The following is a 16,764-nucleotide window of genomic DNA, read 5'->3' on the forward strand; positions in this document are numbered from 1 at the left end:
GGCGTTTTTGTTGGAATGCTCTAGAAATTTCAGCTAGATCAGTCTTCTACATGATGTTTAATACTTCGGCTGCCATTGGTTGACTGTCCTTGCTAGAGAAAGCAGGTTAAACTGTTCGCATCATAATTCTAAAGGATGGTGCCATGTACCACGGTCATATCTATTTCCCTCTGCGATTTGCAGAGCAAGCAGAAACACTGCGTCAGAAAATTTTAGCGGAACGTAAAGATGTATTAGAGGTTTTCCCATTAATACAGCGTTTGGTTGGTCCACATAAGATGCCAATGTTTGAGATTCACTTTGCGAACAAAGAGTCGGGCATTGTTGAATGGCTTGAGCAAGAACGCGGTGATATGTCAGTGCTTATTCACCCTGTAACTGGCGGTGAAGAAACTTTGGATCACACAGTACGAGCGATCTGGCTTGGTCGTGAATTGGGTGTCTTTGAAGAAACGCTTACTAGCTAATCAAATATACCAATATTGCACTTAACTCATTCCGACCGGAAAATACATGAACAATAAAAAGGCTCCTCAAATGAGGAGCCTTTGTTTTAAGGAGCCGTTTTACCAAGAAACCGGTTATCAAGAGCCTCTGGTTATCGGGCTGAACCGTTAACCAGAGTAGGGGGATTAAGCCTCTGCAGTTACTTTAGAGCCGCTCATCTTTTTAAGTGCTGCGTAGCCAAAGCCTGTTACTAGCGTACCTGCTGCAATCGCTACTAGGTACATAAGTACTGGAGAGATAGCGCCAGGAATCAGTAGTACGAATAGACCGCCGTGTGGAGCCATTAGCTGTGCACCAAACATCATTGATAGAGCACCTGTTAGTGCACCACCTGCCATACAAGCTGGGATAACACGCATTGGATCTTTCGCTGCGAATGGGATTGCACCTTCAGAGATGAAACATAGGCCAAGAACGAATGATGCTTTACCTGCTTCACGCTCGCCTGCTTCAAACTTGTCTTTCACTAGGAAAGTCGCAAGGCCCATACCTAGAGCTGGAACCATACCTGCTGCCATGATAGCCGCCATTGGTGCGTAAGTTTGCGAAGCCAGTAGACCAACACCGAATGTGTAAGCGGCTTTGTTTACCGGACCACCAAGGTCGAAACACATCATTGCGCCTAGAATCACACCTAGAAGAATCGCATTAGACGTACCCATGTTGTTTAGGAAAGTTGTCATCGCGCTCATCACGCCAGAAACAGGACCACCTACGATGTAAACCATCACAAGACCAGTGAACAAACTCGCGATAAACGGAATGATCAGGATAGGCTTGAGGGCTTCCATTGACTGTGGAAGTTGAACCTTGTCGGCAATGAGTTTTGCAGAGTAACCTGCAATGAAACCTGCCGCGATACCACCTAGGAAACCTGCGCCCGTTGAGCTAGCCAGCATACCGCCAATTAGACCTGGAGCCAGACCCGGACGGTCGGCAATCGAGAATGCAATGAAACCAGCAAGAACAGGAATCATCAGTGCGAATGCAGAACCACCACCGATAGTCATCAGTGCTGCTGCCAGTGTGCCTTCTTCTTTAAACGCTTCGATACCGAATACGAAAGAGAGTGCGATGATCAAACCACCCGCAACAACCACAGGAAGCATGTGTGAAACACCTGTCATTAGGTGCTTGTACACGCCTTTCTTCTCGTCAGCAGGCGCTGAATTTGAAGACGCTGTGTGTTGGTATGGTTTAGCTTCTGCGAATGCTTTTTCCATCTCTTGCTTTGTTTTCTTCAAAGCAGGGCTTGTTGTAGTTTTGTACAGCGCTTTGCCGTTAAAACGATCCAGAGGAACGTCGATGTCTGCTGCGATGATAACTAGATCAGCGTCTGCGATTTCTTGGTCTGTCAGTTGGTTTTTCGCACCTACAGAGCCGCGAGTTTCCACTTTGATTTGGTGACCTAGGCGTTTGCCTTCTGCTTCAAGCGCTTCAGCTGCCATAAAGGTGTGTGCAACACCAGTTGGGCAAGCGGTAATCGCTACGATTTTTTTGCTACCTGTAGCAGGTGACGTACCGGTCACTTCAACAGTGCTTTCAGCTTGAGAAGCGTCTAATACCGTTGCTTCTGCTACCGCTTTCTCTAGAAACGCTTTTGCATCTGCAGTGCATTCAGAGATAGCCGCTTGGTACACTTTCTTACCAACAAAACGTGCTTTATCAACATTTTTGTTAGTTGCGATAACTACAACGTCGCTGCTGTCGATAGCGTCTTGCGATACAGTTGAATCAGGTAACACGCTTGATTGACATTCAATAGCAGCGTTCCAACCTAGTGCTTTTGTCGCTTGCTCTAACAAGCCCGCGGCGATGATGCTGTTTGCTACGCCACTTGGGCAAGCTGTGATAATGGTAATATTCATAATAAACCTTTTGTCCTATTTGCTTGTGTCTAACTGGCTAGTTGGAGCACTAAGCGACTGTAATTGGATATTTTGTAGTACTGAATCCAGCTCTTGTTGGCTGGTGATGCCCACGCCTACCTGTGAAACTGCTAGAGCAGATAGGGCGGTTGCGAATTTAATAAGTTCTGGTTTTGGCATCTGTTGCATGTGACCCCAACATAGGCCAGCAACTAAGGTGTCGCCTGCACCTACTGTGCTCACTACTTGCATACGCGGCGGTTGAGCATGTAACCATTCACCTTGGTTAAGCCACATCACGCCTTCTGCGCCAAGTGACACCACGATGTTCTCAATACCTTTTTCATTTAGGGCTTGGCCCGCGTGTTGGCATTGGTCACGTGTAGTGAGTTCAGCGTTGAACAGCTGAGACAGCTCTTCATCGTTTGGTTTGATCAACCAAGGCTGTGCATTGATACCGGCTTTAAGTGCGTCACGGCTGCTATCAAATAGCACCTTCTTGCCTAAATCGTGTAAGCGTTGAACCCAAGAAGCGCAAAGCTCAGGAGAGATACCTTGTGGCAAGCTGCCTGCAATCACGAAGTAATCGTGCGTTTCAGCAAGTTCTAATAGGGTTTCTTCGAACGCTTTAATCGCGTCAGCATCAACAGGAACACCTGGGAAGTTGATGTCGCTTACTTGGCCTGAGTTTTCAACCAGTTTTACGTTGATGCGAGTTGCGCCATCAACACGGATGAAGCGGTCAGTTGCGCCCATCTGTTCAAACAGTTGGCAGAACGCTTCTTCGTTATTGCGACCAAGGAAACCTGTTACGGTCACTTTCGCGCCAAGCTCTGAAAGCACTTTTGCGACGTTTACGCCTTTGCCCGCTGCATGCAGAGAGCCTTTGTTTACTAGGCTAACTGAACCTACATTTAGTGCGTCGATAGCGCCTGTCAGGTCTAGAGCAGGGTTAAGCGTTACAGTAACGGCTTTGATTTGTTTATCAGACATATCGACTCCTTAACCTTCGCCAAGGCCTGAAGCGATAGCTTTGCCAATCGATTCAAGTGCTTGTGCTGCATCGTCACCTTCAGCAACAAACTGAAGATGGTGGCCGTGTTTAACGCCAAGTGCGATGACTTTCATCAAGCTCTTCGCGTTCACTTCTTTTCCGTCGCCATCTAGGTTTGAAACGCGGATCGTTGATTCAAACTTCTTCGCTTCAGCAACTAGCATTGCACCCGGACGAGCGTGTAGGCCGTGTGCGTTTTTGATTTTGAATACTGCGCAGTTGTCATCGTCTTGAGAGGCTGTAGAAACCGCTTCACCTTTCAGAAGGCCAATCACTTGCGCTGCGTCAGCGGCTAGCAGTTGTTGCTGTTTACCTTCAAAAACCATCTTGCTTAGGTTTGCCAGAATAGATTGGTGCGCGCTGTTACAAGCGGCGAATGCTACCAATGCTTTAACTGGTGTGCCTTCGTATTCACAATGGTTCGCTGTTGAAACGAAAGATACGCCAGTGCGAGTTACACCTTTGTCGCTGCCCAACAACCACAGGCCTTGGCCTAGGTGAGTTGGTGTTTTCGTTACCAGGTCAGCAACGAATGCGTTGTCTGTGCAACCTGTGTTTTTAAGTAGGCCGCCCGCAACTGCAGACATTTGAACCATGTCGCTCGCAGGGAATAGTAGCTGAACTAAAGAAGCGTCTAGGTCTGCTTCTAGCTGAACTTCGCCGTTAAGTAGGGCGATGATTTCGTCTTCTGATTTCGCTTGCTTTAATTTCTCTTCAACGCCGTCAGCCGCTAGCACTTTCGTTAGCTGCTTAAGAATGCCTAAATGCTCGTCAGATTTCGCTGCAATACCAATTGCTACGTAAACACGGTTGCCGTCTGCCCAATCAATACCTTCAGGGAAGTGGTGTACCGCAACGCCTGTCTCTTTTACTAGGCCACGCGTGTCCGTTGTGCCGTGAGGAATCGCGATGCCGTTACCTAGGAACGTAGAGTTCTGGTTTTCACGGTTCAACATTCCTTCAACGTAACCAGAGTCAACTAAGCCTTTCGCGGTTAGGTCGCCAGCAATGTTTTGGATAGCTTTGAATTTGTCTTCGGCAGTTTGGCCTAGAGTGATGTCAGATTTTGATAATTTAAGCATGGTGCCTCTTTAGCGTATCGCTTGAGAATTTGTGTATCGCTACGATTCAGTCTAGAGCAAGATTTATGGAGCTTAACTCTTTGTCTTATGCTTGCTGAATCGGTTCAGCATTCAGTGTAAAAAAATTCAGCAAAGCCAATTTTGGTTTTCAAAATAGTTTTGCTGCGTGTCGTAATTTCAGTTTCGTTAACAACAAGAAGCTGAATCACAACAAATGACGCTCAATCCATACAAAAGGATGATTGAAGTCACTTTTCAGATTTTGCTGAATCCTTTCAGCTTTTATACTGAATCGATTCAGCATATAATTCAACTAATCCGAGGATCAGATCATTGGTTATATGATCCTACGCACAAAATACAGGTCACCCATATGACACTTGATGAAATTGCTAAATTGGCTGGAGTATCGAAAACCACGGCCAGTTATGTCATCAACGGCAAGGCGCAGAAATACAGAATCAGTGAAAAGACTCAGCAGAAAGTCATGGCGGTTGTGGAAGAGTATAACTACCGACCAGACCATGCTGCTTCGTCGCTGCGTGCTGGTAATAGCCGTTCATTTGGTTTGATTATTCCTGATCTGGAAAACAGCAGTTATGCGCGTTTAGCAAAACTGATAGAGCAGAACTCACGTAAAGTGGGCTATCAGATTTTGATTGGCTGTTCAGATGATGACGCTGAAACCGAGCGAAAGGTCGCTGAAGCTTTGGTCAGTCGTCGTATTGATGCTTTGCTGGTGGCGAGCTCAATGCCAGACGCCAACGAGTTCTACTTGAAACTGCAAAACTCAGGTACCCCAGTAATTGCGATTGACCGTCCGTTAGACGATGAGCACTTTGCTTGCGTGATCAGTGAAGATTTCGAGGCTGCATTTGAACTGACCCACTCGATTCTCGATGACAGCATTCATAGTGTTGGCTTGATCGGTGCGTTACCTGACCTGAACATTTCACGTGAACGTCAGCTGGGTTTTGAAGCGGCGAATAAAGCACATACTCAACAAACAAGGCTAGCAGAAAACAAGCCGATGGTAGTGGGTTATGGAGAACACTTTGATAGAGAATCAGGGCGCGAGGTTTTTGAAGACTGGATAGCTAAAGGCACGGTGCCTGATGCGATTGTGACTATGTCTTACACTTTGTTAGAGGGTGTGTTGGATGTGATGGTTGAAAAGCCAGAGCTGATTAATCAAGTAAAACTGGCAACCTTTGGTGATAACCGACTGCTCGACTTCTTGCCTTTTAAAGTCCATTCACTGCCTCAGCAGTTTGAAGTAATTGCCGACAGCGCTTTTGCTTTGGCGCTGAATGCATCGGCTAAGCGTTACCAAGCTGGCATTGAACTCGTGCCAAGAAGCTTAGTGAAACGAGGCTAAACGCGGTTATATTAGGCTAATTCGTAAACGTATCTAGCTTGGGTTTAACAATAACCCCAGTTCTACGACCGCAACAATGCCGAGCAACAAAGCCAACACTTTCCAAAACTGGATCGGGTTTCGGTTTATCAAAGGTTGCTTGGCTTTGCTTTTCACCAAGCTTTGGTTTGGTGTGTAAAGGTCTGCCACAAAATCCCCCAACACTTGATGACGTTCGCTTGGTGATTCCGCGCAGGCTTTTTGTAATACCAAATCCACCCAGCTTGGTAAGTCAGCTCGTTTCTGTGTGATGGGTTGGTATTCCCATTGATGGTGACGAGATTGCTTAAGCGATTGTGCGGTCATTTCAGAGTAGGGTAATTCACCGGTTAGCATCTCATAGCCGATTACAGCGATAGAGAACAGATCGGAGCTGGTGGTCGCGCTGTTGTGCTTGATGGTCTCGGGTGCAATGTAATTGACCGCGCCTAATGGTGTGTCGTCCTTGTCAGTGAGCTCTCCCTCTTCAAGGCCTCTCACTAATACCGCACCAAGGTCGATGATTTTTACCTCACCATCACGTTGAATCATGATGTTCTCGGGCTTTAAGTCTCGGTGCACCATGTCTGCACGTTGTAATACTCGAATGCCTTGAGTGATCTTTTCTAATATGTCGCGCACTTCATTGAGTGACGGTTTTGGGTTGTCGTACATCCATTGTCTTAGGGTGATACCTTCTACCCATTCGCAGATTTGGTATAAGAATTGCGAGTTCTCTGGCGTCGGGTAAACCTTCATTACTCTCTTATTTTTTAACAAGATCCCCGCCCATTGTTCATTAAAGAAAGCTCTGAGTTGCGAAGGGCTATCGTGATATTGAACGGAAGGGACTTTCAGCACGAATTCGGTTTGTGTCTCTTTCTGCATCACACGATACACATGGCTTCTTGAACCTGCATACAACACCTCAAGTACCATGAAGTTGTCGATACTTTGCCCGAGCTTTAAAGCGGGTGGGATTGCCCGTTTAGCCAGCTTCTCATGGAATTCAATCAGCGAAGGTTTAGGCAGATGGCTGACTTGCACAATCAAGCAGCTCACGTTGTCTGAGCTATTGTGGCTTAAAGCGGTGTTACAGATGGTTTGCGCTGCGTATTCGAAATCCGCTCCGGGTTTATCGATGTGTTCTTTGAAGGTGTTGGGAGATACAAACTCGTGCACGCCATCAGATGTCAGGATAAAGCAGTCGTTTTTCTTGATAGGCAGGGTTTGATAGTCAACGTTGAGTTGGTTGTCCATGCCTAAGGCGCGTGTAAGATAATGCTTCTGTCCCATATTTTTACGGGTGTGGTCGCGGGTCAGTTGGCGTAATTCTCCATCTCTGAGTAAGTAAATGCGGCTGTCGCCAACGTGGAATATATGTGCGGTGTTTGATTTTAATATCACGCTGCTGAACGTCGAAACGAGGGCATTGTGGTTCACTTGTTGTGCGGGATGAATATTAGAAACAGACGTGTTGAAGAGCCAAGAATTGAGGGACGTTAAGACCTTTTGCGCCGAACGTTGAATGCTCCAGCTTTGGGGAGTTGCGTAATAGTCGTCGATAAACTGCATCACGCTGGTGTGACTGGCTTTCTGGCCGTATTCACTGCAACTTGCCCCGTCTGCAATACAGGCAACACTGCCTTTCAACTCTTGCTCAGTACGAGTTTTGGGGTGCTTTACAATGATGGCGTCTTGATTTTCATCACGTATGCCTTTATTCGAATAACCACCAAACTTAAGCGTTAACTGGTTGTTGGATTCTGGCGTGACGACTTGCCCTTGGCTGAATGAAATTGTCATAACTGATCTTCTTCTTAACTGTTCTTCTTCCCACTTCCTTGGCAGAACATCCTAGGAAGAACAAAAGCTCTAGTGAACGTAGAGCCTTTGAACGAAGCACCTAGCGTTGATGTATCCGCTAAGGTGCCTCTCCCGATTCAATAATATCAATGCTTCTTAGTACAGAGACTAATTTGAAACATTAATTAGCGTGACACTGCCATCGTCGTTTACTTCGGCGATTTGACCGTTAGGCTCTTCCATGAACAGTAGAGTCACAAAGCCAAGTACCGCTGTTGCAGCAATCACTAAGAAGAAGGTTTGGTAGCTCACGAATGACAACACAGTTAGGTAAACTACTGCACCCACGTTACCGTAAGCGCCCGTCATACCTGCAATTTGACCTGTCATACGACGCTTGATTAGAGGAACCGTTGCGAATACCGCACCTTCACCCGCTTGCACGAAGAAAGAACACGCCATCGCCGCAACAACCGCTAGCCATACAGGCCATGTGCTGTCGACTTGACCCATTGCGAAGTAACCCACAGCAAGACCAATCGTTAGAATAAGCAGTGTTGGTTTACGACCGAATTTGTCTGAAATCCAACCACCACCTGGGCGAGACATTAGGTTCATAAAGGCATAAGCCGATGCAACCATACCTGCAAGAACCGGTGTTAATTCAAAGGTTTCAGAGAAGAACAGTGGCAGCATAGAAACCACAGCCAGTTCAGAACCAAATGTTGCGAAGTACAATACGTTAAGTACCGCTACTTGCTTGAACTTGTACTGGTGAATCTCAGGCACTTCTTCTTTAAATACGTTCTTGTTTACTTTCCAAACTTGCGACACTTCGTACACGTAAAGTGCTGCTAAACCTGCATACACAGAGTAAACCGCCATGTCAGACAACATGTTGATGTTGCTTGGTGATAGCTTCCAAGTCAGTAGCGCTAAAGCGGCATACATAGGGATCTTCATAATAAGTAGGAAGAAAAAGTCACCCTTTGATGTCACTTCCATTGCTGTTACTTGAGCAGGCTTGAAGTAAGTCGAACCTTTTGGTGTATCTGACACGTTTTTGTAGAAGATAAACGAGAACGCTAAGCTCATTACGCCGGTAATACCGACCGCATAACGCCAGCCGTCTTCACCACCAAACGCTAGAGCGAGAGTTGGAAGTGTGAACGCCGCTGCTGCTGAACCGAAGTTACCCCAGCCGCCGTAAATACCTTCTGCAGTACCCAGTTCGTTGTGTGGGAACCATTCAGACACAAGACGAATACCGACAACGAAACCTGCACCAATGAAGCCCAGTAGGAAACGAGCGATTGCTGCTTGAATGAAAGAGTCTGCCAGAGCAAACATGAAACAAGGGATAGAACAGACCGCGAGTAGCGAAGAGTAAACCAACCTTGGGCCGTATCTATCGGTTAGCATGCCTATTGCGACACGTGCCGGAATGGTCAATGCAACGTTGAGGATCAGGAGGGTTTTGATCTCTTCAGTAGAAAGACCAAGCGTAGTTTTTACCATTTGCAGTAGTGGGGCAAAGTTGAACCACACAACAAAGGTAATGAAAAAGGCCATCCAGCTTAGGTGTAAGACCTTCATCTTACCCGTAAATGAAAGCAGCGAAAATTTAGTGTTATCCATGGTTTAAATCCTTTAAATCTGGAAAATTACCCGGTTTGTGCACCTGCGTTACTTCCGAACTTAGAACGCTTTTAATGTGCATAAACCCTGTGCCGAAATTGCGCACGCTAATAAGCGTTTGCATGATGGTGTCGGCGGTTTAGTTAACTGGCGATAGCAAGTGGTGCGAGAACTTGAACTTGTTCTCCTTGTTTGCGAACTTCAAATTTCACGAGCTTGAGCTCAGGCTGTTCAAGACATTCGCCAGTTTCTAAGTGGTAATGCTGCTTGTATAAGGGTGAGGCCACGTAAGGTTCTCCGCTTAATGAACCAATTATACCACGTGACATCACATTCGCCTTGCCGATAGGGTCGTAATTAGAGAGCCCATAAAGCGTGTCGCTGCGCTTGCAGTAAAAAATAGCCACTTGGTTATCGTCTACTTTGGCGCAAATTCCCCCGTTTGGGGTTAGATCGCTGGTGCTGCATACGGTTGTCCAATTTTCCATGACTTTCTCCTAGTCTAAAATTGAGTTTTTATTTTTTTATTGATGAACCTGATGAACCTGATGAACCTGATGAAATTTATGAAACCTCAGTCACTTCGATTTGGTCTGCTTTAGCGAGCTTTTCATCGCGTTTTGAATTCGAAGCATCACTCAAGCTCGGCTTAGGAAAACGCTGCTCTCGCTCTTTGATGAAAGAGAGGCTAGTGTCCATTTCTTCACTGTTGATGTAGTGCTGGAAGCGCTTCATCTTCTCAGGGTTTTCAATGGTGGTTTTCCATTCACACTGGTACTTCTCGATGTTGAGTGCGATGTCCGCTTCGAGTTCTTCAGCTACGTTGAGCTTGTCTTCAATCACGACTTGCTTGAGGTATTCAATGCCGCCTTCGAGGTTCTCCATCCATACCGATGTACGCTGTAAGCGGTCTGCGGTACGTGTGTAGAACATCAAAACGCGGTCGATGTATTTAAGGAGTGTGGTTTCGTCTAAATCAGTGGCGAATAGGTCTGCATGACGAGGACGCATACCGCCGTTACCACAGATGTAGAGGTTCCAACCTTTGTCGGTGGCGATAACACCAATGTCTTTCGATTGGGCTTCTGCACATTCACGAGTACAGCCTGAAACCGCAAACTTGATCTTGTGTGGTGAACGCAGGCCTTTGTAGCGGTTCTCAAGTCGAATCGCTAAGCCAACACTGTCGTCGACACCGTATCGACACCAAGTGCTACCGACACACGATTTCACGGTACGAACCGATTTACCGTAGGCATGCCCAGTTTCAAAACCTGCATCAATTAGCTTTTTCCAGATGATTGGCAGTTCGTTAAGTTGTGCGCCAAACAAGTCGACACGCTGACCACCGGTGATTTTGGTGTAGAGGTCGAATTCTTTAGCGACTTCGCCAAGCACGATCAATTTATCTGGAGTGATTTCACCGCCAGCAATACGCGGAACCACGGAGTAGGTGCCGTCTTTTTGCATGTTGCCAAGGTAGATGTCATTGGTGTCTTGCAGTTCGATGTGTTGATCTTCGAGGATGTAATCGTTCCAGTACGAAGCCAGAATCGAACCGACAGCCGGTTTACACACGGTACAGCCCAATCCGTTGCCGTGAGAATCTAACAGCTCATCGAAGGTCTTGATTTTGTTGACGCGAATGATGTCGGTAAGCTCTTGGCGAGAATAAGCAAAGTGCTCACAGATATCGTTAGAGACTTCCACACCCAAGTTAATCAGCTCACTATCCAGAACTTGTTTCGCAAGGGCAGAACAACCGCCACAACCTGTTGAAGCGTTGGTGGTTTCTTTTAGAGCCGCCATCGTGGTGCAGCCAGCTGAAACGGCCTCTTTAATATCGCCTTTGGTCACATCAAAACATGAACAGATCACAGCGCTATCAGGCAGAGCTTCAACACCCATTGCAGAGCCAGAATCATCGGCCACGTTAGGTAAAATCAGCACTGATGGGTTTTCAGGAAGAGGCATGTCATTTTGTTTGATTTGCAGTAGCGAACCGTAGGCTTCTGCATCACCGACCAATACTGCGCCGACAATCTTTGTGCCGTCAGCCGAGATGATCAAGCGTTTATAAACTTGTTCAATTTCATCGTTATAAGTATACGATTGAGCGCCTTCCGTCTTGCCGTGTACTTCACCAATACTGGCCACATCAACACCCAGTAATTTGAGTTTGGTGCTCATGTCTGCACCAGTAAATGAAGCGTCGCTCGTTCCGTCCGATAAGATATGCGAAGCCGCGATTTTTGCCATCGAATAACCAGGGGCCACTAAGCCGAAGATCTTGTTGTCCCAAAGCGCACATTCTCCAATGGCGTAGACGTTGTCGATATTAGTTTGACAGTGATTGTTGATGACAATACCGCCGCGTTCGCCAATCTCGACATCAGAGCTTCTTGCTAGTTCGTCTTGAGGGCGAATACCGGCAGAGAATACGATCATATCGGTTTCTAAGTGGGTGCCGTCTGTGAAGTTCATGCGGTAGCGAGCGTTTTCTCCGTCGACTATTTCAGAGGTCGCTTTCTCGGTGTGAACCTGCACCCCAAGGTCTTCAATCTTTCTGCGCAGTAGCGCACCGCCACCGTCATCTAATTGTACGGCCATCAGGCGAGGTGCAAATTCCACGACATGGGTTTCTAAGCCAAGGTTTTTGACTGCGTTTGCGGCTTCTAAACCCAGCAGTCCACCACCAATCACCACGCCCGATTTGCTGCCTTTACTTGAGAGCTCAATGGCGTCTAAATCTTCGATGGTGCGATAAACGTGACAGTGTTCTTGGTCGTTACCGGGAATAGGGGGAACAAAAGGGAAAGAGCCCGTCGCCAAGATTAGCTTGTCGTAACTTTCAACGTGACCACTTTCAGTGATGACTTGTTGATTGGCGGTGTCTAGCTTGGCAACCTTCTGGTTCAACAAGTAGTTCACGCCGTTGCTTTGGTAATACTCTTCACTGGTCAATGACAGGTCATCAGCGCTTTTACCATTAAAGTAAGCCGTTAGCTGAACACGGTCGTAGGCCAGCCTTGGCTCTTCACTAAAAGTAATCACATCAAACTCATCACTGTCTGATTGCAGGATGTTGTCGATAAATTTGTGTCCAACCATGCCGTTACCAACAACGACGATTTTCTTCTTGCTCATAATCCATTCCTTATTCTCGGCGTCACCATCACTAGCATCTAATTTCTAGTCGTTAGCAGATGAATACCGGGTTGAGATTCCACTCAATTCATAATCATCAAGAAAAACAAAAATGTTTTTTCTAAGTCTTGGTTTTTAGTGGAGCAAGGAGGATGCCAGATTACGTTTCGTTCATTTAAATAAAAATTAACTTATAATTTTCAGTGGTTTAAAAAATAGAGGTGGCACGCAATTACCCCTAAAGTGGTATGTAAAATTTTTGTTAGATTTATATAAATGAGCGTTTGTGGTGCAACTTCCAGCAAGATGGTGCAAAAATTAAGTTTCTATCTTGGTTAAGTTCTAATTGGTTCATTGCTGATATTTGTGTTTTTATTAAGTTGTTGTTTTTAAATTAAATTACTTACTATTCATCAACTGCTATTAAGTGGCGTGTTATTTGCTTGTTTTCACTTATTACAATTATGGATAATTGAGCGAGAAACGGATGACCGATTCAAACAACGGCTGGATAAAATCGACCTGTGCTTATTGTGGTGTAGGGTGTGGAATAGAAGCGAGACCGACATCGCTAGGAAAACTAGAAGTACGTGGTGATAAAGATCATCCATCAAACTATGGAAAGCTATGTACTAAAGGGATCGCGCTCGGCGACACCGTCACGCCTTTGGGTCGTCTTACACAGCCTGCTTATATTCAGAATGAGCAAAAACAAGAGCTGGATTGGAACAGTGCCACTCAGTTGGTCGCACACAAATTTAATCAAACCATCGAAGAATTTGGGGCCGATTCGGTTGCGTTCTATGTGTCTGGTCAGCTGCTTACCGAAGACTATTACGTTGCCAATAAACTGATGAAAGGCTTCATTGGTAGTGGCAACATCGACAGTAACTCTAGGCTATGTATGGCTTCAACTGTGGTCGGGCATAAGCGTGCATTTGGCGCAGACACCGTACCGGTATGCTACGAAGATCTCGAGCAAGCCGATCTAGTCGTGATTACAGGCTCTAACCTAGCATGGTGTCACCCGGTACTTTTCCAAAGATTAAGAGCCGCGAAACAAGCCAACCCCGCATTGAAAGTTATCGTCATCGACCCGCGTTATACCGACACTTGTGAAATTGCAGATATTCACTTGGCATTGGAATCTGGCTCAGACGTGGCGCTGTTTAACGGCTTATTGGGCTATCTCGACGATAACGACAAGCTAGATGCAGACTACATAGAAAACCACACTCAAGGCTTTACTGAATCGATTCGATCTGCAACTCAATATCGCTATACCGAATCAGGCTGGGGCGACAAAAGCGTTCCTGAGCTGACAGGGTTAACAGAGCAGCAGCTAAAACAGTTCTACAGTTTGTTTGCATCGAACGAGAAGGTGCTGACCATTTACTCCCAAGGCGTGAACCAATCCACACAAGGGTGCGACAAGGTAAACGCCATTATTAACTGCCATTTAGCCACCGGGAAAATCGGTAAACCGGGCATGGGGCCATTTTCTGTAACGGGCCAGCCGAACGCGATGGGTGGGCGAGAAGTGGGCGGTTTAGCCAATACCTTAGCGGCGCACTTTGAATTTGGTGACCCGCAATCACACCAGACCGTCAGCGAGTTCTGGCAAACCGACAGCTTAGCCACACATGCGGGTTTAAAAGCGATTGACCTGTTTGATGCCATGAATGAAGGCAAAATCAAAGCCGTGTGGATCATGGCAACCAACCCAGTTGTGAGCCTGCCTGACAGCGAAAAAATCAAAGCCGCATTAGAGAAGTGCCCATTTGTGGTGGTATCTGACTGCATTGCCGATACGGAAACCACTCGCTTGGCTGATGTAGTGCTACCCGCGCAAGGGTGGAGTGAGAAATCGGGCACTGTGACCAACTCTGAACGCCGAATCTCACGTCAACGCCGCGTGTTACCAAGCCCAGGGGAAGCCAAACCCGATTGGTGGATATTAAAAGAAGTCGCACAAAAAATGGGATTCATAGAGCAATTCGATTTCCGCCACGAAGGTGAGATCTTTAAAGAGTATTGCGAGATGACAGCGCTCGGCAATGAAACAGGTAAAGCGCGTGACTTATGCTTAATTGGACTCACGCAACTGGATGAGAAAGGCTATGGCGAACTTACTCCACAGCAATGGCCAGTGCTTGAGTATCAACCAGAGATCATTGAGCAGCGTATGTTCACCAATGGTGAGTTCTTTACAGAATCTGGCAAAGCGCAGTTTATTGCAGTTGAGCACGACAAACCGATTGCCGATACCAGCCTGGAATTCCCACTTATCATGAACACAGGGCGAATCCGAGACCAATGGCACACCATGAGCCGCACAGGTTTGGCGGCAGGTTTAGGTGAGCATACCCCTGAGCCTTTTGTTGCGATGCACCCAGATACGGTTTCGGAACTAAACTTGGATGAGTTTGGGCTAGATGCGTTCAACCACGCCACTATTAACCCAGTGGTGAAAGTGCGCAGCGCACAAGGGGAGTGCCAAGCGCGATTAGTGGTGACCAAAGAGATGCGCCGTGAACAAGTTTTCATGCCGATTCATTGGAACGCACCGACCGCCAAAGACAGTAAACCATGTGACCTGATCTTGCCTCATACCGATGCCGCATCAGGCCAGCCAGAATTCAAACACACCCCAGTGGTGGTTGAACCGTGTGGCTATCGCAGTGAAGCCGCACTGGTCAGCGACAAAGTGATGGATTGTAGCTGCTTTGATTATTGGGTGCGCCAAAGAGTGGAGGGCGGCTTTCTGTATCGCATCTCATCATCCAAGAACCCAATGGAGTTGGTGATTCAGCTAGCTAACACCCTCGATGCCTTGCCAGAACCTAACGCGGAGGCGATTAAGTCACTCCATTATCATGGCAATAAATCATTCAAGAACTACGGCTCTGCCAAGCTGGATCAGTCTGGCGTAAAGCAAGCCTTCGTGGTGAACAGTAAGCTCGACCATCAAAGCATCGATTGGCTGGTGGAATGTCTAACCCGAGAAGCCGATGAAGAGTTCGAAGCCGAGTTTTTGAGTACCATGGCGAAGTAGTTACTACCTCTAACCTATTAATACCAAGAGTTAAGCGCCGACAATTACGTCGGCGTTTTTGTTTGAAAACACGATATTCAAAGATATGACTATTCATTATCGAGCTGCGGTTTACTCACATATTGGGGAGTTTTCTGCATTTTGCCGAAACTATATGGAAAATTTCTGCTTTTCGTCATGTTTGATACGAAGGTAAGTAGGTAAGATCATGTTATTAAATGGGTTATTAGACTAAGTGCAGCGAGTCTTGGAAACTAGACAGAATTGTTTCAGGGACAAAATGCAGAATTATTCTGTCTAATATAGCTGTTAGGTATTTCGGAGAATTTATGGAAAATTTTTGGGTAAATCTGGTTCCAGATAGATTTCCAAGCTTTATTGGAACTATATCCCTCATTGTTGCTTTGATTTGTATGTTCCTGACTTTTAATGAAAAGAAGAGGTCTCATGCAACCAAGTTATTTGCAATAATGGTTGTTGTATCTTTGGCTTTTTTCTCTTCTCATTGGGCGACATATTTTGCGGCAATATTTATCGTTGCAACAGCTGTTACAGAGTTAGATTTTTTACAAAATCTGGCGGCAATCATAAGCAAAGATAAGAACTATTTCGATTATCGCAAAGAAGTGTTGTCTAAAGACCAAAATATTAAACGTAAAGCGGAAGAAGTTGTAGAAGAAGAATTTAAATCAAGCTTGAAAAAGAATCGAGCTATCAAAGATGGACACAACTTGTCGGTTAAAGTAAGCGAAATCAATGATCTTCCTAGAAGTACCATCATGCGCATGGCTTATGACATTGAGGACAAGGTTTTAGAAATATTAAGCCGACAATATCAGGGGTTAGAGCGAGGTGTTCGATTAAGCGGCAACAATACCAGTATTGAAGTTGACGGTTTGATTTTTGATAGCAATGGACCTAGAGAAGTATTTGAAATTAAATGGGCAAAAACTTCACGACATGTTCGTATGCTTGTTGTTAACCAAATTCGACGACTTGAAGATATTCAAGAAAGGTTCAAAACAATAACAGGAAGTACACCCGAATATACATTAGTTCTAGTTGTAAATGATAAAGACGATATTCAAGAAGAGAAATGGAGCTCAACATTGCTTAGGGCTAAAGAGGCAAATATGAATGTTCGTTTTATGTCTTTGGATGAGCTAGGTTATAATGTAAGTAAATGAAATACCTAACAAATAAGGATTAAG

At 45.9% G+C, this 16,764-nt stretch carries 11 protein-coding genes; 4 read left to right on the top strand and 7 right to left on the bottom strand.

The features are described 5' to 3' along the window. Positions 1-143 precede the first annotated feature (143 nt). Entirely contained in the window at positions 144-467 is a 324-nt protein-coding gene (locus AB4351_RS11510; protein WP_017060873.1) for a DOPA 4,5-dioxygenase family protein, read from the top strand. Between the two features lie 165 nt (positions 468-632). On the opposite strand, the gene fruA is transcribed toward AB4351_RS11510, so the two are convergent. Genes fruA through fruB form a run of 3 tightly spaced genes read right to left on the bottom strand, consistent with a single transcriptional unit; the run spans position 633 to position 4,511 of the window. Continuing rightward, positions 633-2,375: a PTS fructose transporter subunit IIBC gene (gene fruA, locus AB4351_RS11515; RefSeq protein WP_017060872.1), complete on the bottom strand. Its 1,743-nt coding sequence runs from the start codon at positions 2,373-2,375 to the stop codon at positions 633-635. Between the two features lie 15 nt (positions 2,376-2,390). Continuing rightward, on the bottom strand, positions 2,391-3,368 hold the full coding sequence (pfkB, locus tag AB4351_RS11520) for a 1-phosphofructokinase (RefSeq protein ID WP_372126044.1): 978 nt from the start codon (positions 3,366-3,368) through the stop codon (positions 2,391-2,393). 9 nt (positions 3,369-3,377) lie between these two features. Then, the gene (fruB, locus tag AB4351_RS11525) at positions 3,378-4,511 is read right to left on the bottom strand and encodes a fused PTS fructose transporter subunit IIA/HPr protein (protein ID WP_372126046.1); all 1,134 of its coding nucleotides are present in this window, start codon (positions 4,509-4,511) and stop codon (positions 3,378-3,380) included. 373 nt (positions 4,512-4,884) lie between these two features. Here fruB and cra point away from each other — a divergent pair, with 373 nt between their 5' ends. Continuing rightward, positions 4,885-5,889 (top strand): catabolite repressor/activator, encoded by a 1,005-nt coding sequence (gene cra / locus AB4351_RS11530; RefSeq protein WP_017067037.1) that lies wholly within the window; start codon positions 4,885-4,887, stop codon positions 5,887-5,889. A 33-nt stretch (positions 5,890-5,922) separates the two neighbouring features. Here cra and AB4351_RS11535 read toward each other — a convergent pair whose 3' ends face one another. The 4 genes from AB4351_RS11535 to nirB form a co-directional block, all read right to left on the bottom strand. Further along, positions 5,923-7,713 (bottom strand): protein kinase domain-containing protein, encoded by a 1,791-nt coding sequence (locus AB4351_RS11535; RefSeq protein WP_372126048.1) that lies wholly within the window; start codon positions 7,711-7,713, stop codon positions 5,923-5,925. A gap of 168 nt (positions 7,714-7,881) precedes the next feature. Then, the gene (locus AB4351_RS11540; RefSeq protein WP_050621641.1) at positions 7,882-9,351 is read right to left on the bottom strand and encodes a NarK family nitrate/nitrite MFS transporter; all 1,470 of its coding nucleotides are present in this window, start codon (positions 9,349-9,351) and stop codon (positions 7,882-7,884) included. Positions 9,352-9,494: 143 nt separating this feature from the next. Continuing rightward, a complete protein-coding gene (gene nirD / locus AB4351_RS11545) occupies positions 9,495-9,839 on the bottom strand; it encodes a nitrite reductase small subunit NirD (RefSeq protein ID WP_012600889.1) in 345 nt (114 codons plus the stop codon). A gap of 76 nt (positions 9,840-9,915) precedes the next feature. Continuing rightward, positions 9,916-12,498, bottom strand: a complete 2,583-nt coding sequence (gene nirB, locus AB4351_RS11550) for a nitrite reductase large subunit NirB (protein ID WP_372126050.1) — start codon at positions 12,496-12,498, stop codon at positions 9,916-9,918. Between the two features lie 472 nt (positions 12,499-12,970). On the opposite strand from nirB, the gene AB4351_RS11555 reads away from it, so the two are divergent. Further along, on the top strand, positions 12,971-15,553 hold the full coding sequence (locus AB4351_RS11555; protein ID WP_372126052.1) for a molybdopterin oxidoreductase family protein: 2,583 nt from the start codon (positions 12,971-12,973) through the stop codon (positions 15,551-15,553). A gap of 329 nt (positions 15,554-15,882) precedes the next feature. After that, the gene (locus AB4351_RS11560) at positions 15,883-16,740 is read left to right on the top strand and encodes a hypothetical protein (RefSeq protein ID WP_372126055.1); all 858 of its coding nucleotides are present in this window, start codon (positions 15,883-15,885) and stop codon (positions 16,738-16,740) included. Positions 16,741-16,764 lie beyond the last annotated feature (24 nt).

Origin of the sequence: Vibrio sp. 10N.261.51.F11 (genome assembly GCF_041471665.1) — a bacterium.
GTDB lineage: Bacteria > Pseudomonadota > Gammaproteobacteria > Enterobacterales > Vibrionaceae > Vibrio > Vibrio crassostreae_C.